Annotated in this window: 22 protein-coding genes; 9 read left to right on the top strand and 13 right to left on the bottom strand. The window is 71.4% G+C overall.

Translation table 11 applies throughout. From position 1 onward, the window contains the following. Window positions 1–88: 88 nt before the first annotated feature. Together DEJ14_RS11110 and DEJ14_RS11105 are read left to right on the top strand one after the other, a co-directional pair. On the top strand, window positions 89–850 hold the full coding sequence (locus tag DEJ14_RS11110; protein WP_111086427.1) for a sigma-70 family RNA polymerase sigma factor: 762 nt from the start codon (window positions 89–91) through the stop codon (window positions 848–850). Next, entirely contained in the window at window positions 847–1,089 is a 243-nt protein-coding gene (locus DEJ14_RS11105) for a zf-HC2 domain-containing protein (RefSeq protein ID WP_111086426.1), read from the top strand. The genes DEJ14_RS11110 and DEJ14_RS11105 overlap by 4 nt, the downstream gene beginning before the upstream one ends. A 40-nt stretch (window positions 1,090–1,129) precedes the next feature. Here DEJ14_RS11105 and DEJ14_RS11100 read toward each other — a convergent pair whose 3' ends face one another. Beyond that, the gene (locus DEJ14_RS11100) at window positions 1,130–2,569 is read right to left on the bottom strand and encodes a LamG-like jellyroll fold domain-containing protein (protein ID WP_111086425.1); all 1,440 of its coding nucleotides are present in this window, start codon (window positions 2,567–2,569) and stop codon (window positions 1,130–1,132) included. 17 nt (window positions 2,570–2,586) lie between these two features. Next, complete coding sequence (locus tag DEJ14_RS11095; RefSeq protein ID WP_111086424.1) at window positions 2,587–2,838, bottom strand: hypothetical protein; 252 nt, start codon at window positions 2,836–2,838, stop codon at window positions 2,587–2,589. Window positions 2,839–2,913: 75 nt separating this feature from the next. On the opposite strand from DEJ14_RS11095, the gene DEJ14_RS11090 reads away from it, so the two are divergent. Beyond that, window positions 2,914–3,207 carry a hypothetical protein gene (locus DEJ14_RS11090; protein ID WP_111086423.1) on the top strand — a complete coding sequence of 98 codons (294 nt, stop codon included), beginning with the start codon at window positions 2,914–2,916 and terminating at the stop codon, window positions 3,205–3,207. Window positions 3,208–3,282: 75 nt separating this feature from the next. After that, a complete protein-coding gene (locus DEJ14_RS11085; RefSeq protein WP_111086422.1) occupies window positions 3,283–3,723 on the top strand; it encodes a GNAT family N-acetyltransferase in 441 nt (146 codons plus the stop codon). Between the two features lie 32 nt (window positions 3,724–3,755). On the opposite strand, the gene DEJ14_RS11080 is transcribed toward DEJ14_RS11085, so the two are convergent. Next, a complete protein-coding gene (locus tag DEJ14_RS11080) occupies window positions 3,756–7,493 on the bottom strand; it encodes a multifunctional oxoglutarate decarboxylase/oxoglutarate dehydrogenase thiamine pyrophosphate-binding subunit/dihydrolipoyllysine-residue succinyltransferase subunit (protein WP_181437631.1) in 3,738 nt (1,245 codons plus the stop codon). Window positions 7,494–7,659: 166 nt separating this feature from the next. Between DEJ14_RS11080 and guaB1 the strand changes: the two genes are divergently transcribed. Further along, the gene (gene guaB1, locus DEJ14_RS11075; protein ID WP_111086421.1) at window positions 7,660–9,099 is read left to right on the top strand and encodes a GMP reductase; all 1,440 of its coding nucleotides are present in this window, start codon (window positions 7,660–7,662) and stop codon (window positions 9,097–9,099) included. Window positions 9,100–9,194: 95 nt separating this feature from the next. Here guaB1 and DEJ14_RS11070 read toward each other — a convergent pair whose 3' ends face one another. The 4 genes from DEJ14_RS11070 to DEJ14_RS11055 form a co-directional block, all read right to left on the bottom strand. After that, entirely contained in the window at window positions 9,195–10,232 is a 1,038-nt protein-coding gene (locus tag DEJ14_RS11070; RefSeq protein ID WP_111086420.1) for a hemolysin family protein, read from the bottom strand. Further along, window positions 10,229–11,611 (bottom strand): hemolysin family protein, encoded by a 1,383-nt coding sequence (locus tag DEJ14_RS11065; RefSeq protein WP_111086419.1) that lies wholly within the window; start codon window positions 11,609–11,611, stop codon window positions 10,229–10,231. Before DEJ14_RS11065 ends, DEJ14_RS11070 begins: the two co-directional genes overlap by 4 nt. Before the next feature lie 157 nt (window positions 11,612–11,768). Beyond that, window positions 11,769–12,851 carry an NADH:flavin oxidoreductase/NADH oxidase gene (locus DEJ14_RS11060; protein WP_111086418.1) on the bottom strand — a complete coding sequence of 361 codons (1,083 nt, stop codon included), beginning with the start codon at window positions 12,849–12,851 and terminating at the stop codon, window positions 11,769–11,771. 10 nt (window positions 12,852–12,861) lie between these two features. Next, window positions 12,862–13,494, bottom strand: a complete 633-nt coding sequence (locus DEJ14_RS11055; RefSeq protein ID WP_111086417.1) for an HAD family hydrolase — start codon at window positions 13,492–13,494, stop codon at window positions 12,862–12,864. 24 nt (window positions 13,495–13,518) lie between these two features. Here DEJ14_RS11055 and DEJ14_RS11050 point away from each other — a divergent pair, with 24 nt between their 5' ends. After that, window positions 13,519–14,379 carry an ADP-dependent NAD(P)H-hydrate dehydratase gene (locus DEJ14_RS11050; protein ID WP_111086416.1) on the top strand — a complete coding sequence of 287 codons (861 nt, stop codon included), beginning with the start codon at window positions 13,519–13,521 and terminating at the stop codon, window positions 14,377–14,379. A 264-nt stretch (window positions 14,380–14,643) separates the two neighbouring features. Here DEJ14_RS11050 and DEJ14_RS11045 read toward each other — a convergent pair whose 3' ends face one another. Next, window positions 14,644–15,354, bottom strand: coding sequence for a YceI family protein (locus tag DEJ14_RS11045; RefSeq protein WP_181437630.1), 711 nt, complete (start codon window positions 15,352–15,354; stop codon window positions 14,644–14,646). 128 nt (window positions 15,355–15,482) lie between these two features. Here DEJ14_RS11045 and DEJ14_RS11040 point away from each other — a divergent pair, with 128 nt between their 5' ends. After that, the gene (locus tag DEJ14_RS11040) at window positions 15,483–16,748 is read left to right on the top strand and encodes a glycosyltransferase 87 family protein (RefSeq protein WP_181437629.1); all 1,266 of its coding nucleotides are present in this window, start codon (window positions 15,483–15,485) and stop codon (window positions 16,746–16,748) included. Continuing rightward, complete coding sequence (locus DEJ14_RS11035; RefSeq protein WP_111086414.1) at window positions 16,745–17,053, top strand: thiamine-binding protein; 309 nt, start codon at window positions 16,745–16,747, stop codon at window positions 17,051–17,053. The genes DEJ14_RS11040 and DEJ14_RS11035 overlap by 4 nt, the downstream gene beginning before the upstream one ends. Window positions 17,054–17,122: 69 nt before the next feature. Here DEJ14_RS11035 and DEJ14_RS11030 read toward each other — a convergent pair whose 3' ends face one another. Continuing rightward, window positions 17,123–17,317, bottom strand: coding sequence for a hypothetical protein (locus tag DEJ14_RS11030; protein WP_111086413.1), 195 nt, complete (start codon window positions 17,315–17,317; stop codon window positions 17,123–17,125). A gap of 599 nt (window positions 17,318–17,916) precedes the next feature. On the opposite strand from DEJ14_RS11030, the gene DEJ14_RS11025 reads away from it, so the two are divergent. Further along, window positions 17,917–19,182, top strand: coding sequence for an MFS transporter (locus DEJ14_RS11025; protein ID WP_111086411.1), 1,266 nt, complete (start codon window positions 17,917–17,919; stop codon window positions 19,180–19,182). A 109-nt stretch (window positions 19,183–19,291) separates the two neighbouring features. Here the strand turns inward: DEJ14_RS11025 and DEJ14_RS11020 are convergent, their stop codons facing one another. From DEJ14_RS11020 to metX, 4 genes are all read right to left on the bottom strand, one after another. Beyond that, entirely contained in the window at window positions 19,292–19,963 is a 672-nt protein-coding gene (locus DEJ14_RS11020; protein WP_111086410.1) for a response regulator transcription factor, read from the bottom strand. Window positions 19,964–20,050: 87 nt separating this feature from the next. Beyond that, on the bottom strand, window positions 20,051–21,376 hold the full coding sequence (locus tag DEJ14_RS11015; RefSeq protein ID WP_111086409.1) for a hypothetical protein: 1,326 nt from the start codon (window positions 21,374–21,376) through the stop codon (window positions 20,051–20,053). Further along, entirely contained in the window at window positions 21,373–22,530 is a 1,158-nt protein-coding gene (locus DEJ14_RS11010) for a sensor histidine kinase (protein ID WP_111086408.1), read from the bottom strand. The genes DEJ14_RS11015 and DEJ14_RS11010 overlap by 4 nt, the downstream gene beginning before the upstream one ends. Window positions 22,531–22,764: 234 nt before the next feature. Next, window positions 22,765–23,967 carry a homoserine O-acetyltransferase MetX gene (gene metX / locus DEJ14_RS11005; protein WP_111086407.1) on the bottom strand — a complete coding sequence of 401 codons (1,203 nt, stop codon included), beginning with the start codon at window positions 23,965–23,967 and terminating at the stop codon, window positions 22,765–22,767. Between the last annotated feature and the right edge of the window lie 127 nt (window positions 23,968–24,094).

Below are 24,094 nucleotides of genomic sequence, written 5' to 3'. Positions count from 1 at the left end.
ATCGGGAGGACCCTTGGCGACAGCACTCGCACCCTCGCGGACGCGCCTGCCCGGCGTGTCCACGTCGCTCGCTCTAGACTGGCCCGCGATGACGACCGACGAGCCGCAGGCGGCACCGCACGACCTGGTCGAGGAGACCGAGGAGCAGCTCGACGCGGTCGAGGCGGAAGAAGAGGCGTCGTTTGTCGACGCCAAGACCGTGCCGGCCGACGAACTCCGGGCGCTCTTCGAGACCCAGGCGCTGCCCTTCATGGACCAGCTGTACGGCGCGGCGATGCGGATGACCCGCAACCCGGCCGACGCCTCGGACCTGGTGCAGGAGACCTTCGTCAAGGCGTTCGCCGCGTTCCGGCAGTTCAAGCAGGGCACGAACCTGAAGGCCTGGCTGTACCGGATCCTGACGAACACCTTCATCAACACGTACCGCAAGAACCAGCGGAACCCGTACCAGGGCACCATCGACGAGCTCGAGGACTGGCAGCTCGGCGGCGCCGAGAGCGTCACCCAGTCGATCTCCGCACGCTCGGCCGAGGCCGACGCGATCGACCACCTGCCGTCCTCTGCCGTCAAGGACGCCCTGCAGGCCATCCCCGAGGACTTCCGGATGGCCGTGTACTTCGCCGATGTCGAGGGCTTCTCGTACCAGGAGATCGCCGACATCATGAAGACCCCCGTGGGGACGGTCATGAGCCGTCTGCACCGTGGTCGCCGGCTCCTCCGGGGGCTCCTGGCGGACCACGCCCGTGAGACCGGCATCGTCCCGGACGCAGCGTCGACGGCGACGATGCGCGGACGAGGCCGGAAGACTGCCGCGACCGAGGGTCGCGTCGATGGGAAGGAAGCACGATGAGCGGCTGCGACTGCTCCAAGGCGAAGGCCGAGCTCGAGGAGTTCCTGCACGGGGAGCTCTGCCGCGAGGACGCGGCGGACATCCGTGAGCACATGGACGACTGCGAGGACTGCACGACCGAACACCGCGTCGGCGTCGTCCTGATCGAGACCGTGCGCCGCGCGTGCAAGGAGACCGCTCCGGAAGAACTGCGTGGCGAGATCCTCGCGCGCATCCGGCTGGAGCAGTCGACGCACTGATCGATCGGCGTGGTCGTGGCGGTCCGCGACCGGCCGCGTCTCACCGTCCTGCGGCGTGGTGCGCTGCGATCGTCGCTGCGTCCAGCACGGCGGCGTGGACACGGACCGTGTCGACGTCGCCGGTGTACGCGTAGTCGCCCGCATCGGGCCAGCCGGCAAGGGTCTGCCGCCCTGCTCGCCAGTGCCCGTCGTACTGTCGGAGCGACGCGGCATCGGCCCGGGTGCCCTGCTGTACGCCGTCGAGCCAGAGGGTCATCGACCGCGGCTGGAAGGTCGCGACCGCGTGGTGCCAGTCCCCGTCGGTGACGGCCGCGGACGATCCCACGGTGAACTTGAACTGGGTACCCGACCCCTCGACGCCGAAGCGGAGGCGACCGCTGCTGTCGATGTAGAGGTGCCGGTCACGGTGCGTCGACGCGGCGTTCCGGTCGGATCCGAACCCGAACAGGCGACCGCCGCCGGTGTCGGTGGTCCGGAACCACACCTCGATCGTGAAGGCGTTCGGGGCGCTCACGGCGGTGTCGGTGACGGCCCAGGTCTCCGCGCTGCCGGTGACCCCGAACGCCGCGTGGGGGTTGTCCGCGCAGCTCCCGATCGTCCGGGTCCCGTCGCCGACGAACTGCCCGTCGGCACCGGCCCCGCTCGAGTCGGTGACGAGCCGGTCGCCCTTGTCGGCGAAGTCCCACGCGAGCACTGCACCGGGCGCGGGGTCGTGGAAGCACCCGAACGTCTGGCTCCGGAGTGACGCTGCAGAGCTCGTGCTGCTGCTGAACCCCGCCGATGCCATGGTGCTGAGCATGATCGTCGAGACAGCCAGGGCGACGACGATCGGCAACGAGTCCTGAGACGGTCGCACCGCACCGGCCGGGGTCAGCGCTCGCGCGTGCAGGTCCCACCGTGGCGTCCCGCACCGTCGGCACGGCTGGCCGGCCACGATGTCCCGGTCTGCGCGTGCCAGGACGGCGAGGACCGCGGCGACGGCGGCTGTGAGCGCCACCGAGGTCCACGCTCCGGACCGGATCCACACCGTGGGCAGGCCGATGCCGGGGAAGCGGAGGACGCCGACACCGTGGACGGCCGTCGGGGCGACAGGGGTCCGGTCGGCCTCGGCGTTGGCGTCGCCCCGGAGCCGGAGCGACCCGTCGTGCTCGATGCGCTCGAGTCGGTGCAGCCGGAGGCGGTCGTCGTGGTCGGGGTCGTCGACGAGCAGGACCTGCCCGGGCGTGACGGCCTCGGCGTCGACGGGCATCGCTGCCACGACGTCACCGGCGCGGATGCCGGGCGCCATCGAGTCCGACGCCACCGTGGTGACGTGCCAGCCGAACGCCGCGGGCAGGGCAGCCCAGGCGGCGAGCAGCAGCACGGACCACAACACCGTCCGCGCGGCGATCGCGAGGAGCAGCCGCGGGGCGTCCCCGGCGCAGGGTCGGGCACGGGTGCGCTTCGGCATCGGCTGCTCCTCGTGGTCGGTGGCGGTCACTGGGCGGGGCGGGACGGTCAGTCGGTCTGCGCTTCCCAGACGAACGTCGTGCCGGCCTCGGACGACTGCACGGTGTTCGGGGCGTCGTCGGCGAGGGTGTAGCTGATCCGGTACGTGGCGTCCGTGGTCCCGGTGGCGGGCTCCCACGCGTCGAGGCCGGTGCCGAACGAGTCGTGCGCGGCGAGGTCGGCGAGGGTGCCGTCGTGGACGGTGGAGCCGGCGGCGAAGGAGCTGCAGTCACCGGCGGTCGCGAGGGACCCGCGCTCCACCTGTACGTCGAGGTACCGGCCGAGCGAGTCGGCGTCGGTCTGCTCGTCGACGTAGAACTTGACGGTGGAGGGGTCGTGGTCTCGGCGGTGACGGTGATGCAGTTCGTGCCGGACGACCCGGGGACGAGGTCGCCGACGTCGAACATCGCGGCGCCCAGGTCATCGTCAGTCAGTGCGACGGCACCGGTGCGCCAGCTGTTCGCGGCGTTGTCGGTCGTGTCGGAGAACGCGGCGTACGAGGCCGTGGCGATGAGTGCCCCGCTCGCGACGACGGCGAGGGGGAAGGCGATCCAGGCGGCGGTGCGGCCGTGGCGGGAGGTGATGTGCATGGCTGTCCTGTCGGTCGGAATCACCCGGCGGGTGATATGACAGCAGGATATATGAATATCAGGCGCTTGGAAACTCCGTCGCAACACGTCGCAGTGCCCGGGTAGGGTCGCCAGCATGACCCTCCTCGTCGAGTCGATCACCACCTGGTCCGACACGGACGTCTCCGACGTCGCTGCCCTCGTCCGCCTGCTCGGCCACGAGGTCGACGACGCGGCGATGCGCGCACGCCTCGAACGGCTCACGCCCGAGGCCGGACACCGCACCTGGGTGGTGCGTGGGGACGACGGACGGCCGGTCGCCGTCGCCGGCGCGCAGGTCACGTGGGCGTACGCGAGCGACGAGCCGACGGCGCAGCTCCTGCTGTTGGTGGTCGACGACACCGCCAGGAGGCTCGGCACCGGTTCGGCGCTCATCGGCACCTTCGAAGCGTGGGCCGTCGAGCAGGGCGCGCGTCGCCTGAGCGCCGTCAGTGCGGCCGCGACGGACAGCGCGCACCGGTTCTACCAGAAGCGCGGATACCACGACGCGGGTGTGCGCTACACGAAGATCGCGTAGCGCACACCCGCGTCGGGGTTCTGGACGAGGGTCTAGCCGAGGGCCTTCTCGATGACCTCGGTGGCTTCCTGTGCGGAGCGCTTCGACGAACCGGTGGCCGGCGCGGCACTCGCGGCACGGGCGGCGACCGACAGCGGTCGACCGTCGAGGTGCGGCGACAGGTTCATGCAGACGAACGGCCAGGCGCCCTGGTTCTCCGGCTCCTCCTGCGCCCACACGACGTCGGCGTCCGGGTAGCCCGCCAGCACGTCGAGGATGCGCTCGAGGGGGAGCGGCGCGAGCTGCTCGAGCCGGACGAGGGCGACGTCGGTGACCCCGCGCTTGTCCACCTCGGCGCGCAGGTCGTGGTGCACCTTGCCGGAGTGCAGGACCACGCGACGCACCGCCCCCTTGTCGGCCACGCGGTCGTCGTCGATGACTTCCTCGAAGGTGCCGTTCGTGAAGGCCTCGACCGCGCTCGTCGCCTGGCGCAGGCGGAGCATGGCCTTCGGGGAGAACACGATCAGCGGCTTCTGCGGACGCTCCCACGCCTGACGACGCAGCAGGTGGAAGTACGACGCCGGGGTCGACGGGCGGGCGACGACCATGTTGTCCTCGGCGCACAGCTGCAGGTAGCGCTCGATGCGGGCGGACGAGTGGTCGGGTCCCTGGCCCTCGTAGCCGTGCGGCAACAGCAGGACGAGGCCGGAGCGCTGCCCCCACTTCTGCTCGGCGGACGAGATGAACTCGTCGATGACGGTCTGGGCGCCGTTGGCGAAGTCGCCGAACTGCGCCTCCCACAGCACGAGTGCCTCGGGCCGCTCGACCGAGTAGCCGTACTCGAACGCCATCGCCGCGTACTCGCTGAGCAGCGAGTCGTAGATGGTGAACCGGGCCTGGTCCTCGGTGAGGTTCGACAGCGGCAGCCACTCCTGGCCGTTCGACCGGTCGTGGAACACCGCCTGGCGCTGGACGAAGGTGCCGCGGCGGGCGTCCTGGCCGGCGAACCGGACGGGCTTGCCCTCCACCAGCAGCGAACCGATCGCCATGAGCTCGGCCATCGCCCAGTCCACGCCGCCGTTGCGCGTCATGTCGGTGCGCTTCGACAGCAGCTGCTGCAGCTTCGGGTGGATCGAGAAGCCGGCGGGCGGGTTGCTGTGTGCGTCACCGATGGAGCGGACGAGCTCTTCGGACACTGCGGTCTCGCGGACCTCGACCTCGGAGTCGTCCTGCTGCGCCGCCGGGCGTTCGAGCCCCTGCACGGCGCCGTCGTCGTCGACCTGGATCACCGGGATGGTGCCGGTCTGCGCCTCGTGCGTCTCGGCGAAGGCCCGCTCCAGGCGGTCCTGGAAGTCGCGGTGCGCCTCGTCGTACTCTTCCTGCGTGATGTCCCCGCGGCCGACGAGGGCTTCGGTGTACAGCGTGCGGACGGAGCGCTTCGCCTCGATCAGGTTGTACATGAGCGGCTGGGTCATCGAGGGGTCGTCGCCCTCGTTGTGCCCGCGGCGGCGGTAGCAGATGAGGTCGATGACGACGTCACGGTGGAACGCCTCGCGGTACGCGAACGCCAGGTCGGCGACGCGTGCGACGGCCTCGGGGTCGTCGCCGTTCACGTGGAAGATCGGCGCCTGGATCGTCTTCGCGACGTCGGTGGAGTACACCGAGCTGCGCGCCGACTCGGGCGGGGTGGTGAACCCGACCTGGTTGTTGATGACCAGGTGCACGGTGCCGCCCGTGCGGTAGCCGCGGAGCTGCGACATCTGCAGCGTCTCGACGACCACGCCCTGACCCGCCATCGCCGCGTCGCCGTGCACGAGCACCGGCAGGACGTTGGTCGAACCGGGGCCCTGTTTGTCCTGCTTGGCGCGGACGATGCCCTCGAGCACGCCGTCGACGGCCTCGAGGTGGGACGGGTTCGCCGCGATCGTCACGGGGATGCTCGAGCCGTCCGAGGTGCGGAACAGCCCCTCCGTGCCGACGTGGTACTTCACGTCGCCGGAACCTTGACCGGACACCGAGCCTGGCAGGGACGAGCCCTCGAACTCACGGAAGATCTGGCCGTACGTCTTGCCGGCGATGTTCGTCAGGACGTTCAGGCGACCGCGGTGGGCCATGCCGATCGCGACCTCGGCCAGGCCGACACCGGCGGCGTGCTGGATGAGCGTGTCGAGGAAGGCGATGGTGGACTCGCCGCCCTCGAGCGAGAAGCGCTTCTGTCCGACGTACTTGGTCTGCAGGAAGGTCTCGAACGCCTCGGCCTCGTTGAGCTTGCCGAGGACGCGCAGCTGTTCGTCCTTCGACGGCTTCGAGTAGGGGACCTCGATGCGTTCCTGCACCCAGCGGCGCTGCTCCGGGTCCTGGATGTGCATGTACTCGATGCCGACCGTCCGGCAGTAGGCGTCGCGCAGGATCCCGAGGACGTCGCGCAGCGGAGCACTCGTCGTGCCGGCCAGCCCGCCGGTGACGAACTCGCGGTCGAGGTCCCAGAACGTCAGCCCGTGGCTCTCGATCTCGAGGTCGGGGTGCGTGCGCTGGCGGTACTCGAGCGGGTCGATGTCGGCCATCAGGTGCCCGCGGACGCGGTAGCTGTTGATGAGCTCCTGCACGCGAGCGGTCTTGTTGACCCGGTGCGCCAGGTCGACGTTGATGTCGTTCGCCCACTGGATCGGCTTGTACGGGATCCGGAGCGCCGCGAAGATGCCGTCGTAGAAGCCGTGCTCGCCGATGAGGCGCTCGTGCACGTGCTTGAGGTACTCGCCCGAACCGGCGCCCTGGATGACGCGGTGGTCGTAGGTGCTGGTCAGCGTGATGGTCTTGCCGATGCCGAGCTCGACCAGGGTCTTCGACGCCGAGCCCTGGAACTGCGCCGGGTACTCGAGGGCACCGGCACCGATGATGGCGCCCTGCCCCTTCGTCAAGCGGGGGACCGAGTGCACGGTGCCGATGCCGCCCGGGTTCGTGAGCGAGATCGTGGTGCCCTGGAAGTCGGCCGGCGTGAGCTTGTTGTCGCGGGCCCGCTTGACCAGGTCCTCGTACGCCGACAGGAACTGGCCGAAGGTCAGGGTCTCCGCGCGCTTGATGCTCGGCACGAGGAGCGACCGGGTGCCGTCCTTCTTCGGGACGTCGATCGCGATGCCGAGGCCCACGTGCGCCGGGGCGACGACGAACGGCTTGCCGTCGCGCTCTTCGTAGAACACGTTCTGGCTCGGGAAGTCCTTGAGTGCCTGCACCATCGCCCACCCGATGAGGTGCGTGAAGGAGATCTTGCCGCCGCGGGCACGGCGCAGGTGGTTGTTGATGACGATCCGGTTGTCGATCATCAGCTTCGCCGGGATCGTCCGGACGCTCGTGGCCGTGGGGACCGTGAGCGAGGCGTCCATGTTCGACGCCAGGGTCTTCGCCATGCCCCGGAGCGGGGTCGCCACGTCCTCGTGGGTCTCCTCGTGGTCGTCGGCGGCGTCGTTGGCCTCGGCCGGGATCGGCTGCGGCGACGGCTGACGCGACGTGGTCTTCGCCTGGATCGGACCGCCGGCCGGAGCGGACGCGCCCTCGGTCGGAGCGGACGTTCCCGCCGCGGCAGCGGGCGCAGCAGCGGCGGTGTCAGGGGCGGTGGTGTCGGCTGCCGGAGCGCCGCCGACCTGCGTGCGGTGGTAGCTCTCGAGGACCGGCCACCAGGACTTGTCGACCGACTCCTTGTCCGCGACGAACTGCTCGTAGAGCTCGTCGACGAGCCACTCGTTCGCCCCGAATTCGCCCGCGGTCTCGTCCGTTCCGGTCAGATGGCTCGACACAGCCGATCGCCCACTCTCCGTCGATAGATGCTCGTGTGTGTCGTGCGGTGCAACCCTGCCCCGCACAGGTGCCAAGCCTAGCCGCTCGCACATGTCCGTTCGGTGTCAGCCGCGGCGCGAGTCGGGGCCCGGTCCGGCCCCCGGGCGGAGCCGTACAGTGGGGCCCATGAGGTTCTACGAGACGCGGCCGACACACGACCTGACCTACTCCGACGTCTTCCTCGTCCCGAGCCGTTCCGGCGTGACGAGCCGCTTCGACGTCGACCTCGCGTCGAACGACGGCAGCGGTGCGACGATCCCGATCGTCAGCGCCAACATGAACTCGGTCACGGGTCCGCGCCTCGCCGCGACCCTGGCCCGGCGCGGGGGCCTCGGCGTCCTGCCGCAGGACATGCACCTGCAGGACCTCGACGCCGCGATCCGCTGGGTGAAGGACCAGCCGGTCGACTACGACACCGCCTACGACATGGGCTCGTCCACCACCGTCGCCGAGGCACTCGAGCAGCTGCTGCCCGTCGCCGGTCGGGGCGTGGTGGTCCGCGACGCCGCCGGGGAGTACCTCGGGTGCGTCCCCGCCAGCAGACTCGGCGACGCCGGTCCCGACGCGACGCTCGGCGACCTGCTGCACGGCGCCTCGACCGCGATCGACGCCGAGGACGCCGGCACGCCCCGCCACGTCTACGACGTGCTGAGCGGTGCCGAGGTCGACTTCGCGCCCGTCGTGCGGCACGGCAAGGTCGTCGGCACCACGAGCCGGACCAGCGCCATCCGCTCGGACATCTACACGCCGGCCGTCGACGCCTCCGGCCGCCTGCGCGTCGCAGCCGCGATCGGCATCAACGGCGACGTGGCGTCCAAGGCGCGGGCCCTCGCCGCCGCCGGGGTCGACGTGCTCGTGCTCGACACCGCCCACGGACACCAGGAGGGCATGCTCCGCGCGCTCCGCACCGTCGCCGGACTGCGGCTCGGCATCCCGCTCGTCGCCGGCAACGTCGTCACCGCCGATGCCGTGGCCCACCTCGTCGACGCGGGCGCGGACATCATCAAGGTCGGTGTCGGACCCGGCGCCATGTGCACCACGCGCATGATGACCGCCGTCGGTCGGCCGCAGTTCTCCGCCGTGCTCGAGACCGCCGCCGCCGCCCGGTCCCTCGGCGCGCACGTGTGGGCCGACGGCGGGGTCCGCTACCCGCGCGACGTCGCCCTCGCACTGGCGGCCGGCGCCTCGGCCGTGATGATCGGCTCGTGGTTCGCCGGCACCCTCGAAGCGCCGGGCGTGCTCCGTCGCGACGCCGCCGGCAAGGCCTACAAGGAGAGCTGGGGGATGGCGTCCGCCAAGGCCGTCCGCGAGCGCTTCGAGCGGCTCGACCCGTACGAGCGGGCCCGCAAGGAGCTCTTCGCCGAGGGGATCTCGTCGTCGACGATCTACCTCGACCCGGAGCGCCCGAGCGTCGAGGACCTGCTCGACATGATCACCACGGGCGTCCGCAGCTCGGCCACCTACGCGGGCGCCGCGTCGCTCGCCGAGTTCTCCGAGCGCGCTCTGGTCGGCATCCAGTCCGCCGCCGGTTACGAAGAGGGCAAGCCGCTCCCCGTCAGCTGGTAGCGCGCGCAGGCGGGCGCGGCCCTGGTCGCGACCACGAACGGACGGGAGGCACGGTGCCAGCTGGCACCGTGCCTCCCGTCCGTCTGTTCTCGCGTCTACCGGCGTCGGGTCGCGTCCTCGACCTCGCCGACGAGCTCCTCGAGGATGTCCTCGAGGAAGAGCACGCCGAGCGTCCGGCCGTCGGCGTCGAACGCCCGCGCGACGTGGCGGCCCGCGGCCCGCATGGTGGCCAAGGCGTCCTCCAGGTCCATCTCCGTGTAGAGCGAGATGAGCTGGCGGATGCGCTTCGGCGGCACCGGGTCGTCGAACTCGTCCGGCCGCAGGTCGATGACGTCCTTCACGTGCACGTAGCCCGTGGGGGAGCCGTCCTCGCCGACGAGCACGTACCGCGAGAACCCGCGCTGCGCCACCGCACGCTCGACGTCCGCCGGGGTGGCGTCCTCGGGCAGGGTGACGAGCTCGGCCATCGGCACGGCGACGTCGCGGACCTTCTTCTCGGTGAACTCGAACGCCAGGGCGAGCTTGCCGTCGTCGGTCAGGGTGCCCTCGCGGCGCGACTGCTCCACGATCGTCTGCACCTCCTCCACCGTGAAGGCGCTGACGGCTTCGTCCTTGGGCTCGACGCGGAACAGCCGCAGCACGGCGTTCGCGACCTCGTTCAGACCGACGATGACCCAGTGCAGGCCGTGGCCGATGTACCAGAGCGTCGGCACGAGCAGCAGCGCTGCACGGTCCGGCATCGAGAACGAGATGTTCTTCGGGACCATCTCGCCGAACACCACGTGCAGGAACGAGACGAGCAGCAGCGTGATCACGAACGCCACGGTGCCGATGACCTCGACGCTCCAGCCCGTCAGGTGCAGCGGGACCTCGAGCAGGTGGTGGATCGCCGGCTCGGAGACGTTCAGGATGAGCAGCGAGCAGACCGTGATGCCGAGCTGCGTGGTCGCGAGCATGCGGGTGGCGTGCTCCATCGCCCACAGGGTCATCTGCGCGGCCTTCGAGCCCTCTTCTGCGCGCGGTTCGATCTGGGAGCGGCGGGCGGAGATGACGGCGAACTCGGCGGCGACGAAGTACGCGTTGCCGAGCAGCAGCACGAAGAGCCAGAAGATGCCCCACCAGTCGGAGCTCATCGGGTGGTCTCCTTCGTCTCGGACCGCTTCGCGGTCTTCGTGGCGGGGATGATGATGGCGGTCGCCGCGGTGTCCGTCGGCGGGGGCGTCGGGGTCCAGCGGATGCGGTCGATCCGGCGGCCGTCCAGGCGTTCGACCCGGAAGACGCCGCCGTCGAGCGGGACCTCGTCACCGACCACGGGCAGGCGGCCGAGCGTCGACATGAGGAAGCCGCCGACGGTCTCGTACGGGCCGTCCTCCGGCACCTTCACGCCCGCGCGGTCCTCGAGCTCGTCGGGACGCAGGAGACCGGGGAAGGTCAACCAGTCGCGGGAGCGGACCACGTCGATGCGCGCGCGGTCGTGCTCGTCGGAGACCTCGCCGACGATCTCCTCGATGAGGTCCTCGAGCGTGACGACCCCGGCGGTGCCGCCGTACTCGTCGACCACGATGACCATCTGGTAGCCGCGGCCGCGGACCTCGGCGAGCAGGGTGTCGCCCGGCATCGTCTCGGGCACGCGTTCGGCGTCGGTCATGAGTGCCCCGACGGGGACCTCCGGGCGCTTCTCGCGGGGGACGGCGACGGCCTGCTTGACGTGCACGATGCCGACGACGTCGTCCGCGTCCTCCTCGATGACGGGGAAGCGGCTGAAGCCGGTCTTGCGGGCGAGGGCGATGACGTCCTGTGCGGACTCGGACACCCGGATGGTGGAGAGCCGCGGGCGCGGCGTCATGACGTCGCTGGCGCTGAGCTCCGAGAACGAGATCGTCCGCTCGAGGAGCGTCGCGGTGTCCTGCTCGAGCGACCCCTCGGACGCCGAACGGCGGAGCAGCGAGGTGAGCTCCTCGGCGCTGCGAGCACCGGAGAGTTCCTCTTGCGGCTCGATCCCGATCGACCGGAGCACGGCGTTCGCGGTGCCGTTGAGCACCGCGACCGCCGGCTTGAACACCGTCGTGAAGGCGATCTGCAACGGCACGACGAGCTTCGCGGTCTGCAGCGGGAGCGCGAGCGCGAAGTTCTTCGGCACGAGCTCGCCGAGGATCATCGACAGCAGGATCGCGATGACGAGCGCGATGATCGATCCGACGGTCTCGACGATGCCCTCGGGCAGGTTCATCGCCAGGAATGGCGCCTCGAGCAGCTTCGCGATGGACGGCTCGAGCAGGTAGCCGGTGAGCAGCGTGGTCAGCGTGATGCCGAGCTGCGCACTCGACAGGTGCGTCGAGGTGACCTTCAACGCCCCGATGACGGGTGCCAGGCCCGGCTCACCGCGGTCGCGACGCGCTTCGACGTCGGCGCGATCGAGGTTGACCAGCGCGAACTCGGACGCGACGAAGACGCCGGTGCCGAGTGTCAACAGGATGCCGCCGACGAGCATGACGATGTCGATCGGACTCATGATTCACCCCCGTCCGCGCACGGGGATGACGTGCAGCTCACCGAGTGAGCGGCGGATGAGTGAGGCGAAGAACTATTCGGGGGATCGTCCACAGTGCTGCCAATCGTACTGCCTGCCGAGGCCCGGAGCCGTGAATCCGTTCAGGAAGGGCTCGCGTCTACGCGGTGACGCGGGCGCGGTGGTACTGCTGCGGCTCGTAGTCGACGGTCACGCCGAGCTCGACGGCCACGCGCAGCGGGAAGCCCGGGTCGCGCAGGAACTCGCGGCCCACCATCACCACGTCGGCCTGGCCGGTCGCGACGATCTGCTCGGCCTGGAAGCCCTCGGAGATCATGCCGACCGCGATGGTGCCGATGCCGGCGTCGCGCTTGATCGCTGCGGCGTGCGGCACCTGGTAGCCCGGGCCGACCGGGATCGGTGCGCTCGCGACGTTGCCGCCGGTCGAGACGTCGGCCAGATCGGCACCGTGCTCGGCGGCCCAGCGGGCGACCTGCGTCGTCTCGTCGAGCGTGACCCCGCCGTCCACCCAGTCGGTCGCAGAGAACCGCACGACGATCGGGAAGCCCTCGCCGACCTCGGCACGGACGGCGTCGACGACCTCGAGCAGCGCCCGGGCACGGTTCTCGAGCGATCCGCCGTACTGGTCGGTGCGGTGGTTGCTCAGCGGCGAGAGGAACTGGTGCAGCAGGTACCCGTGGGCGGCGTGGATCTCGACCAGGTCGAACCCGGCCTCGACGGCGCGGCGAGCGGACTGCGCGAACGCCAGTGCGACGACCCGGATGTCCTCGGTCTCCAGCTCGCGCGGGACCGCGTAGCCGTCGAAGGCCACGGCGGACGGGGCGACGGTGGACCAGCCGCCCTGGTCGGCGGGGACCGAACCGTGCGTGGACTCCCACGGGCGGAACGTCGACGCCTTGCGGCCGGCGTGTGCGAGCTGGACACCGGCGGCAGCGCCCTGCGCGTGCAGGAAGTCGACGATCGGCTTGAAGGCATCGCGCTGCTGGTCGTTCCAGAGCCCGAGGTCCTGCGGGCTGATCCGACCCTCCGGCACCACGCCGGTGGCCTCGACGACGACCGCACCGGCACCGCCCTTGGCGAAGCCGCCCAGGTGGACGAGGTGCCACGCGGTCGGCACGCCGTCCTGCTCCTCGGCCGAGTACTGGCACATCGGGGAGACCCAGATGCGGTTGCGGACCGTCAGGTCGCGGATGGTGATCGGCTCGAACAGGGCGTGCGTCACGCGGGACTCCTCAGGGGACGGGCGCCGGCTCGGCCGCGAGTTCCGTCAGGAACGACCGCAGTGACGCCGACGACGTGTAGTGGTGGCCGACCGCCCCGATCGCTTCCGCGCCGGTGGCGTTCTCGGCCCTGTTGTCCACGAACACCATCTGCTGCGGCTCGATTCCCAGACGCGCGCACGTGTCGCGGTAGATGGATGCGGCGGGCTTCAGGACGTGCTCCTCGGCGCTCACCACCACCGTCTCGAACAGCGAGCCCATCGGGGAGCGTCGGTACGGGTCACCGAAGTCGAAGCCGGCGTTCGACAGCAGCGCCACCCGGGTCCCCGCGTCGTGCAGCTCCTCGACGATCGCCAGGGTCTCCGGCTCGACCTCGAACCAGCCCGTGAAGTCGACGGCCCAGAACCGGTGGATGTCCGTGATGCTCCAGGTCCGCCCGACGCGCTCGCCGATGGCCCGCCAGTACGCCACGACGGACAGATCGCCGCGGTCCAGGTCGTGGCGGAGCTCCTGGTAGACGGGGAACAGCTCGTCGGCCGGTACCCCGGTGAGCTCGACGAGGGCATCGCGCGACGCGTGCGGCGTCCGGCTGATCACCTCGCCGTAGTCGAAGACCACCACGCGACCAGGCAGGAACAGGCTCATGCGCTCCACCGTAACGTGGGGCCGGTGAACGACTTCGTGCCCGTCCAGCCGTCCGATGCCGCCGCGTGGGTCACCGCGCCGACGGGGGAGTCCACCAAGTACCGCCGTGGGGTGCTCGGCATCGCGACCGGCTCCGACCAGTACCCGGGTGCCGCGGTGCTCGGGGTCGACGCCGCGGTCCACACCGGCGTCGGCATGGTCCGGTACGTCGGGCCGTCGCGGGCGTCGGACCACGTCCTGGCGCGTCGCCCCGAGTCCGTCGCCGGCGTCGGTCGGGTGCAGGCCTGGCTCGTCGGCTCGGGCATCTCGGCGTCGTCGCTCGGTGACCTGGACGACACGACCGCCTCGGCCTTCACACACGCTTCGGACGACGGCGTCCCGGTCGTGGTCGATGCCGGTGCGATCCCGCTCGTCGACCTCGGGCCGCTCGCCGTCCTGACCCCGCACGCGGGGGAGCTCGCGTCGTTGCTCGGGGTCTCCCGCGAGTCGATCGAGCAGGATCCCGCCGCAGCAGCGCTCCGTGCCGCCGAGCAGACCGACAGCGTCGTGCTGCTCAAGGGCGAGCGCACGCACGTGGTCACGCCCGACGGATCGGTCCGGTTGGTGGCGTCGTCGGCGACGCCGTGGCTCGCGGCGGCCGGTGCCGGGGACGTGCTCGGCGGGGTGCTCGGCGCGCTCGTGGCGTCGCGGCAGGGTTCCGTCGAGGCTGCGGGGTCGTCGCTGACGCCGTCGGACCTCGCGCACCTGGCCGCGTCGGCTGCGGTGGTGCACGGGCTCGCGGCGCGGCGGGCGTCCGGTGGCGGGCCGTTCCCGATGACCGGGCTCATCGGCGAGCTGCCCGGGGTCGTACGGGACCTGGTCGTGGACGGCGACGCGCGCGGGTAGCGTTCGGTGCGCATGCATCTTCCGACGATGCACGAGGTGATCGACGCGTGTTCCGTCGAAAGATGCGCACGCAACGGGTTCGTGCGCATGTTGCGACGAAACACCACCGGATCGACGGGTGGAAGGTCGCAACATGCGCACGCATGCGCGAGGGGGCGCGGCCCGGGACGCGAGCGGGGACGGACGGGAGGCCCGGTGCCAGCTGGCACCGGGCCTCCCGTCCGCCTGTCGCGCACGTCACGGGCGTGACGCGCGTCGCGGACGTCAGCTCGCGGGGGTCGCGTGCACCAGGAACTCGACCGTGCCGGAGTCGTCGACCTTCACGAAGCCGAAGCTCGGCGCCTGCACGTCGTAGTCCGAGAAGGTGACCGGGATCGAGCCGGAGATGTCGACGCCGTCGCCGTTCAGGCCGACCTGCAGGTCGGCGGTGACGTCCTTCGTGACGCCGTGCAGCGTGAGCTTGCCGGCAGCGGTGACCGTCGTCGTGTCCGAGCCGCTCGGGACCGCGTCGGCGATCGGCTCGGTCAGTTCGAACGTGGCCTCGGGGAAGGCCGACGTGTCCATCGCGGAGTCGCGGAAGTACGAGTCGCGCTGGTCGGAGTCGGTGGCGATGTCGGCGACCTGCACGGTGATGGTCGCCTTCGTGATGCTCGTGCCGTCGACGGTGGCGCTGCCGGAGACGCTGTCGGTGCGGCCGGTGACGGTGACGTCGGAGCCGTTCAGGACCTCGTGCAGGCGGTAGCCGGCCTCGGAGTCACCGCCGACCGTCCAGTTGCCGGACAGGTCCGCGTCGTCGAGGGTGGAGGCCTCGCGGCTGGCGGCCACGGACGGCGCCGCGGACGCCTTCGCGTTCTCGTTGCTCGTGTAGACGTTCGTCGCGACGATCGCCCCGATGACGCTGAGCACGACGACGGCGGCGATGACGGAGATCCAGATGACGGCCTTGCGGCGCTTGCGCGGGGGTTCGGTGGTCACGAGCAAGACGGTGACACGTCATGGTTGGGAGAGCCTGGGATTCTCAGCAGGTTCGGGTGTGCTCGCTGCGGTGTGCTCGCTGCCGGTACGCCCGCTGCCGGTACGCCCGCTGCCGGTACGCTCGTCCGGTGCGCAGGACCGGGAACCCGTGGATCGAACGCGTCGGGTTCGTCCTGGCGTTCGCCGCCGTGCACGCGGCGCTGTGGTGGCTGACCGTGGTCTCGGCGAACCTGCCGCTCGGCGACGTGACGATCACGTACAGCCGGTGGATCGAGACCGGGCGGAGCGCGGACTTCTGGGTCGGGATCGACGGCGAGTGGGTCTACCCGATCCTGGCGATCGTGCCGATGGCCGCCGCGGCACTCGGTGGGATCGCGTCGATCGGCTCCGGGTGGCTGCTGCTGATGGTGCTGCTCGACGCCGTGGCGTGCGCGTTCCTGTGGCGGTTCCGGGCGCGTGGCGCGTTCGGCTCGCGTGCGGGCAGCTCGTCGGCGCGTGGCGTGCGGGTCGTGTGGTGGTGGCTCGTCTTCCTGCTCGCGCTCGGGCCGATCGCGCTCGGCCGCATCGACACCGTCGCCACGGTGTTCGCCCTGGTCGGGGTGGCGTTCGTCGCCTCGCGGCCGGCGGTCGCTTCGGCGCTGTTCACCGCCGGTGCCTGGACGAAGGTCTGGCCGGCCGCCCTCGTCGCCGTGCTGCTGCTCCTGCGCAAGGGGCACCGCCGCGGTGTGCTCGCCGGTGCGCTCGTGCTCAGCGCGCTCATCGTGCTCGTCGACGTGCTCTGGGGCGGAGCGCCGTACCTGCTGTCGTTCATCGGGGAGCAGACCGGCCGGGCGTTGCAGATCGAGTCACCGCTCGCGACGCCGTTCATGTGGGCGGCGGCGTTCGGGGCTCCTGGTGCTGCCGTGTTCTACAACCAGCAGATTCTGACGTTCGAGGTCTCCGGTGCCGGCACGCACGCCGCTGCCGCGGTCTCGACGCCGCTGATGGCCCTCGTGGTCGTCGCCGGTGTCGTGCTCGCGCTGTGGGCCGCACGCCGTGGTGCTCGTCGAGCCGAGCTCGCTCCGGTCCTCGCGCTGCTGTTCGTCGCCGCGCTCATCGCCACCAACAAGGTCGGGTCGCCGCAGTACATCGGGTGGCTCGCCGTGCCGATCGTGTGGGGGCTCGCCGCCGGGACGCCGAGTGTGCGCCGGTTCGTGCCGATCGCGATCGCCGCGCTGCCCACCGCCGTCCTGACGCAGCTGATCTACCCGGCGTACTACGACCAGGTGCTCACGCTGCAGCCGTGGATGCTCGTGGTGCTGACGCTGCGGAACGTGCTCGAGGTGGCGATCCTGGCGTGGACCGTGGTCGAGCTGGTGCGGATGGGGCGGGGCGCGGGCAGGATGGACGCATGATCGTCGCCTTCTCCGTTGCTCCGTCCGGTGGTCCCTCCGAACAGGCGGACGGCTCCGTGCACGATGCCGTCGCCGCGGCCGTGCGGGTGGTCCGCGAGAGCGGACTGCCGAACCGGACGTCGTCGATGTTCACCGAACTCGAGGGGGAGTGGGACGAGGTCATGGACGTCGTCAAGCGCGCCACCGACGCCGTGGGCGCCTACGGCACGCGGGTGTCGCTCGTGCTCAAGGCCGACATCCGACCAGGGCACACCGGCGAGATCGACGGCAAGCTCGAGCGGCTCGAAGCGGCACTGGGCGAGTAGCGATCGGCGCTCAACGCTCGGCGGCCGCGCTCGGCGGCCGCGCTCGGCGGCCGCGCTCGGCGGCCGCGCTCAGCGCTTGTCGCGCCGCCGTGCCCGGGTGCGCCGGCGGGGGTCCGGCCCGAGCACCACGAGCACGGTGAGCAGCGCGATCCCGGCGAGCACGGCGATGAGCACGATGACCATGCCCATCGGGTCGGTGGCGTCCTCGCAGTTCACGGGCGCGCCGGCGGGGCACGAAGCGAGCACGGTGGCGGTGAGGGTCACGTGCTCATTGAACATCGAGGGCCCGCGCGACACGCCGACGCCCTCCCGCGGATGTCGGTGGTCGGGTGTCTCATGGCCCGTATCGAGCCACGTCCGGTGGCCCCGAGACGACGAGGAGCGCGTGATGACCCACGACGGCTGGTGCCCTGACTGCGACCTGCGAACGGTCGTCATCGACACGGACGAACAGGGCGAGAACGCCTGGGCCACGTGCGCCGAGTGCGGCGTCGGCTGCACGCACCGTGACGAGCTCCCCGAACTCGCGCCCGCATCGACGCGTCCTGCCCACACGGAGCGTCAGGCAGCCTGAGGCCGTCCCCTTCGGTCATGACGGCGTCCGTTCCGGCGGACCGAGCTGGCTCGGGTCGCCGGACTTCCGTTCGGCCTTTGGAGCGGTCTACACTGCTCGGACCGGATGGTCGTCGCCACCCGGACCGTCCCGTTCGCTGCTGAACCCGGACCGGCACCCCGTTCGGGCGTGGCCGCGCTGCCGATCGGCACGTGGACCGCGACGATCGCGGGTCGCCCCCGCCGACACCGTCCAGCCGACACCCCGATCCGACGCCGCCCGTGCAGGACGTCGTCCGAGAACAGGCCCCATGTCACAGCTCACGCCTGCGCGTCGCACCGCCGCGCTCATCTCGCTCGCCCTCGGCGGCTTCGCCATCGGGTCGACCGAGTTCGTCGCGATGGGCCTGCTGCCGAACATCGCGCAGGCGCTGCTGCCGCAGCAGTACGGCCTCGACCCGGACGCCGGCATCGCGCACGCGGGCTGGCTCGTCAGTGCCTACGCCCTCGGGGTCGTCGTCGGTGCTCCCACCATCGCGGCGATGTCGGCGAAGTTCCCGCGCAAGGGCCTGATCCTCGTGCTGCTCGTCGGGTTCGTCCTCGCGACGATCGCGAGCGCGCTGCTGCCGTCGTTCGGCCTGGTGCTCGTCGCCCGGTTCGTCGCCGGCCTGCCGCACGGCGCCTACTTCGGCATCGCCTCGATCGTCGCCGGCGACATGATGGGCCCGGGCAAGCGCGGCAAGGGCATCGCGATGGTGCTGCTCGGCCTGTCCGTCGCGAACGTCGTCGGCGTCCCCGCGATCACCTGGGTCGGCCAGCTCGCCGGCTGGCGGATCGCCTACGGCGTCGTCGCCGCACTGTTCGCGCTCACGTTCCTCGCCGTCGCGGCGTTCGTGCCGAAGAGCGCCCGTGACGAGCACGCGACGATCGGCCGGGAGCTCCGCGCCTTCCGCGTGCCGCAGGTCTGGATCGTGATGGGCCTCGGTGCCGTCGGGTTCGGTGGGTTCTTCGCCGTCTACTCGTACATCTCGCCGCTCGTGCAGCACGTCACCGGCATGCCGGAGTCGTTCGTGCCGATCGTCCTGGTGGTCGTCGGCATCGGCATGGTGGTCGGCGGCATCCTGGGCGGTCACCTCGCCGACCACAGCGTGAAGCGCACGATCTACTTCGGCATGTTCTCGCTCATCGGCGCCCTGCTGCTCACGGTGCTGACCGCGCAGTGGCTCTGGGGCATGCTGCTCGGCGCGTTCCTGCTCGGGGCGACGTCGTCGGCGATCCCGCCGGCGGTGCAGTCCCGCCTGATGGACGTCGCCGGCGACGCCCGGACGATCGCCGCGGCGCTCAACCACTCGGCGTTCAACATCGGCAACTCGCTCGGCGCAGCACTCGGCGGTGCGGTCATCGCTGCCGGCTTCGGGTTCGTCGCGCCGGGCTGGCTCGGCATCGTCCTCGCGCTGCTCGGCGTCCTCGTCACGATGGTCAGCTACTCGGTCGAGCGTCGCACCACGCGCCGTGCTGCGCTGCGCTCCCCGTCGCCGAGTACCGGCCCGATCACCGCGCCCGTCCCCATCCACTGACCACGCGCGGTGGGCGTGCCCACGCGCCGGACGGGAGGCCCGTGGCGACGCCGCCACGGGCCTCCCGTCCGATGTGGGGTGCGGCAGACCGCCGCACGTGCGTCACGCGCTACAGGCCCAGCGGGCCGCCGTCCTGCACGATGATGCCGTCGGTGATCGCCCGCTTCCGGAGCGCCACCTTCGTGCCCACGTCGAAGCCCGCGACGCGGTACTTCTCGCGGATGCGCTTGAGGTAGCTCTTCGCGGTCTCCTCGGAGATGCCGAGCTGGTACGCGACGCTCTTCACGGGCTCGCCACCGCCGTAGAGCGCCATGACGCGGCGCTCCTGGGCGCTGAGCTTCGGGACGCCACCGACGTCGCCGCTGTTGATGGCCAGGTCGAGCTCGGCGGAGACGTACTGCTCGCCGCGCTGGGCGGAGCGGATCGCCTCGACGATCATGTCGGCGTCCTCGCTCTTCACCAGGTAGCCGAGCGCGCCGGCCGCCAGGGCCTCGCGCACGACGTTCGGCTCCGAGTAGGTGCTCATCACGACGGTCTTCACACCGGCGGTCTTGAGCGTCGAGATCTTCAGCGACACCGGGATGGAGTCCTTGAGGTCCAGGTCGAGCAGCACCACGTCCACCGGGAACGCCGGGCTCGTCAGGAGCTCGGGCCAGGTCGTGACCGCGGCCACCAGCGTGATGTCGTCGGCAGCGCTCCGGATCCACTCCGTGAGCGCGCCGAGGAGCATCCTGTGGTCGTCGACGAGTGCGAGTCGGATGGGTTCCTCTGGAGTCGCCATGCGGGCGTCCTTTCTCGGGGGCAGTTCGTGCCCGATCCTAGGAGGGAGGGGCACGTGGCACGGGCAGGCTGTCCGGGTGTCCGGCAGCTACATCGACGGATGTCGGTCCACGACGCAGTGGGCGACGATGTGGAGCGCGCCGTCGCGGACGGTCTCGGTGTACGGACCGATGCGTTGCAGGGCACTCCAGGCGGTGGGGCCGAGGCGTCGGCGCTGGACGCCGCGGGACTCGATGACGACCGGCACGTCCATCCGCTCGTCGGTGACGGGGTGGCCGTCGGACCCGACCGGGCCGAGCGTGACCGAGACGACCGGCAGGCCGGGGGTGGCGGTGCGGCCGTCGCCGACCATCTGCCACAGGGCCTGCAGCAGTCCGTCGCGCTGGGCGGGCGAGAGGTGTCCGGCCAGGGCGCCCGGGTCGGCGACGCTCACCGAACGGCCGAGGTGGTCGGACTCCGTGATCGCGTGGTACAGCCAGGTCTCGCGCCGTCCCTCGATGAGGTGCAGGCGGAGCTCGGTCGCGAGCGAGGCGGCGACGGAGCTCGAGGCGTCCGACAGCGGCAGGGGATCGGTGCCGTTCGCGACGGCGTCGAGGAGCTTCTCGGCGGCCAGGTCGAGTCGGGCGAGCTCGTCCGAGGCGAGCATGCCGACCGCGAACTGCGGCGCCTGCACGTTGCTCTGCACGAGCACCCGGTCGAGTTCCCGCTGCACGAGCTGCCGGAACCGCTGCACGACGTACAGGGCGATCGACGGCGGCACGACGACCAGGGCGAGCAGGGACACGATGCCGGGCAGCGTGTCGTTGGTGATCGGGGTCGACGCGACGCTCATGCCGACGAACGCCAGGCCGAGGACCGCGATGGCCGCGGCGACCTCGCGGGCGGGCCGGAGCGTGGCGATCGGCAGGAGCGCGAAGCCGGCGGCGATCGACGCCGATGCCGTGTGGGCGATGTCGTGCTCGGGCCAGATCCCGATGAAGTCGAGGGTCACGACGCACGCGAGCACGACGCAGATCAGCACGAAGGCCAGCCCGGTCAGCCGCTCGCCGTAGGTCAGCACGCTCAGGCCGACACCGACCGCGGCGACGAGGTAGAGCATCCAGGCGGCCGCGGGCAGCCACGGGTCGGAGAAGTCGGACCAGCGGACCAGGAAGTACACGATGCCGGAGACGGCCTCGATCGCGGTGAGCACCGCGGCGCCGAGGCCGAGGTACCCGGCTCCGAGCGAGGCGCCGGGCTTGGCGGCCTGGCGGAGCGACCGTGCACCGGTCGAGGTCGAGGGGAGCCCGCGGGCCTGCCGACGCTCGCTGGTGCGGTAGCGCTCGCGCGCCTCGCGGCGGGTGCGCGGCGGCTGCTGGCCGGTCGACTCGCCGGGCAGGCCGCGGCTGATGGTGTCCTCGGGGACCCGGGTCATCGCGGTGCCTCCAGGACGACGGTGGTGCCGGAGCCCGGCGCGGAGAAGAGCTTGGCGTCGCCGCCGACCTCGCGCAGCCGGCTCACGACGCTCTCCTTGAAGCCGAGTCGTTCGGCGCTGACGGTGGTCAGGTCGAACCCGACGCCGGAGTCCGTGACCATGGCGCGCACCATGTCGTTGTCGTGGACGATCGTGACGTGCGCCTCGCCGACACCGGCGTGCCGGCGGACGTTCTCGAGGCACTCGCCCAGCGCCAGCAGGAACGCGTCGAGCACGTGCGACGGCAGCAGCACCTGACCGGTGCCGTGCCAGCTGACCTCGAGGCCCATCCGGCCGAAGCGCTGCTTCACCGACTCGAGGGTCTGGCCGAGCGGCGACTCCTCTTCGCGGGTGAGCGAGTAGTCGCCCGACTGCGACGGCTGGGGGGTCGCGCCGAGTCGCAGGTGGCGCAGGAGTCGGGCGTCCTCGGCGGCCTGCTCGCGCATGGCCTGCTCGGAGACCCCGACACCGGAGTGGGCCAGGAGCGTGAGCGTCGCGAGGACCGTGTCGTGCAGCAGCCGCGCACCCTGCCGCCGCTGTGCCTCGGTCTCGCTGGCCTGGCGTTCGGCGCGGTGCGCGGTGCCGATGCTGTAGATCCGTCGGGCGACGCGGGGGATGCTGCGCGAGATCCAGACGGCCACGACCGCGATGAGTACCCAGCCGAGCAGGGCGCCGCTGACGGGCGTCGACAGGACCGTGCCGGTTGCCCAGACCATCACGACCACGACGACGCCACCGGCGGCGATGGTGAGTCCGAGGCCCACGGGGTGCCCGCGCTGCGCCATCAACGGTGCGGAGAGGGAACCGCCCGCGAGCGTCATGACGGCGCTGGCGACGAGCGGGCGGACCGACTCGTCCACGCCGGAGAACAGCAGCGCGAGCGAGGCGAGCCCCGTCACGAGGATGGCGGCGGTCCACCACACGGTGCCGCTGCGCCCGAAGAACACGAACGAGGCCACCATCGCGGCGATGCACAGCAGGGCGCCCACGAGCGGCAGGGCGGAGACCGCGGCGGCGGAGACCACGCCGACGACGCTGATGAGCGCGCAGACGATGCCCACGACACGGGTCGTCGCCCGCAGCAAGCGGTCGCGTTCCTGTGCGATGAATTCCATCGATGTCCTGGTTGGTGACGAGCTGGTGTGACGGGTGGTACGGGTCGTGCGGGGAAACCGAGCCTCGTTCAGTCCGGGCTCGCAGCCATCCAACCACGGGCGACACCCGTTGGGGGGTGTTCGGCGCGCCGTGCCGCGCACGCCGTGCGTGCCGCCGCCGTGCCGCGCGTGCCGCCGCCGGGCCGCGCGTGCCGCCGCCCCGACGCCCCGACGCCCCGCCGCGCCGTGTCGCGCTCAGTCGTCGAGCAACCGCCGCAGGTGCGCGCCGACCTGCTCGTGCTCGATGAGGAACCCGTCGTGCCCGAACTCGCTCTCGATCACCGCGGCCGTGTCCCCGTCGAGCGTGTCCGGGACCCCTGCGGCGATCCGGTGCTGGTCCTCGATCGGGAACAGCCGGTCGCTCGAGATCCCCACGACGAGCGTGCGGGCCGTCACGAGTTCGAGCGCGGCAGCGACACCGCCCCGCCCGGCCCCGACGTCGTGGGAGTCCATCGCGTGCGTGAGCGTGATGTACGACGACGCGTCGAAGCGCCGGGTGAACTTGTTGCCGTGGAAGTCGAGGTAGCTCTCCACCGAGAACCGGCCGTCGTCGCCGAGCGGGGACACGTCGCTCTGCCACGACCGGGCGAACCGGCCGTTCAGCTCGTCCGACGCCCGGTAGGTCATCAACGCCATCCGCCGCGCGAGCGCCAGCCCGCGGTGCGGGCCCTCACCGGCGTCGGCCTCGTAGTAGTCGCCGCCTGCGAACGCCGGGTCCATCTGGATCGCCGAGCGCTGCAGGGAGTTCGCCGCGATCTGGTCCGCCGTGGTCTGCGCCGTCGAGGCCAGCACCGCCAGCCGTTGGACGCGCTCGGGGTGGGACACCGCGAACTCGAGCGCGTGCATGCCGCCCATCGACCCGCCGACGACGGCCGCGAACACGTCGATGCCGAGTCGGTCGGCGAGCTGGCGCTGCACCTCGACCTGGTCGCGCACGGTGACGAACGGGAACCGCGAGCCCCACTCGACCCCGGTGGGTGCCACCGACGACGGCCCGGTCGTGCCCTGGCAGCCGCCGAGCATGTTGGGCGCGATCACGAACCAGCGGTCGGTGTCGATCGCCAGGCCGGGGCCGACGACGTCGCCCCACCAGCCGGCGGTGCGGTGCCCCGGACCGGGTGCGCCCGCGACGTGCGAGTCGCCGGTCAGTGCGTGGAACAGCAGGACGGCGTTGTCGCGCGCCGCGTTGAGCGTGCCCCACGACTCGTACGCCACGCGCACGGCCGGCAGCCGCCCGCCGCGCACCCACTGCTCGCCGAGCGATGCGAAGTGGCGCGCACCCGGGTGGTCGCCGGGGCGCCAGGCGCCGGTGACCGGCGGTTTGCCGAGGGTGCCGAGTTCGGCACCGGGCACCAGCGTGGACGGCACGGAGTCCTCGGGGGTCGTCTGCCAGTCCATGGTGCGTCCAGTCTGCCGGGAGGCGCGGGTCGCCGCCGCCGTGTTACGTCACGTCCGCCCCGTGGCCGGGTCGCGGCCCGCGCTCGCCGTTTGCGTGCGTGCGCATGTTCCGACACCGTGCGCGTTG

Origin of the sequence: Curtobacterium sp. MCJR17_020 (assembly GCF_003234365.2) — a bacterium.
In the GTDB taxonomy this organism is placed as follows: domain Bacteria; phylum Actinomycetota; class Actinomycetes; order Actinomycetales; family Microbacteriaceae; genus Curtobacterium.
This window is presented reverse-complemented; position numbering and strand designations above follow the sequence as displayed.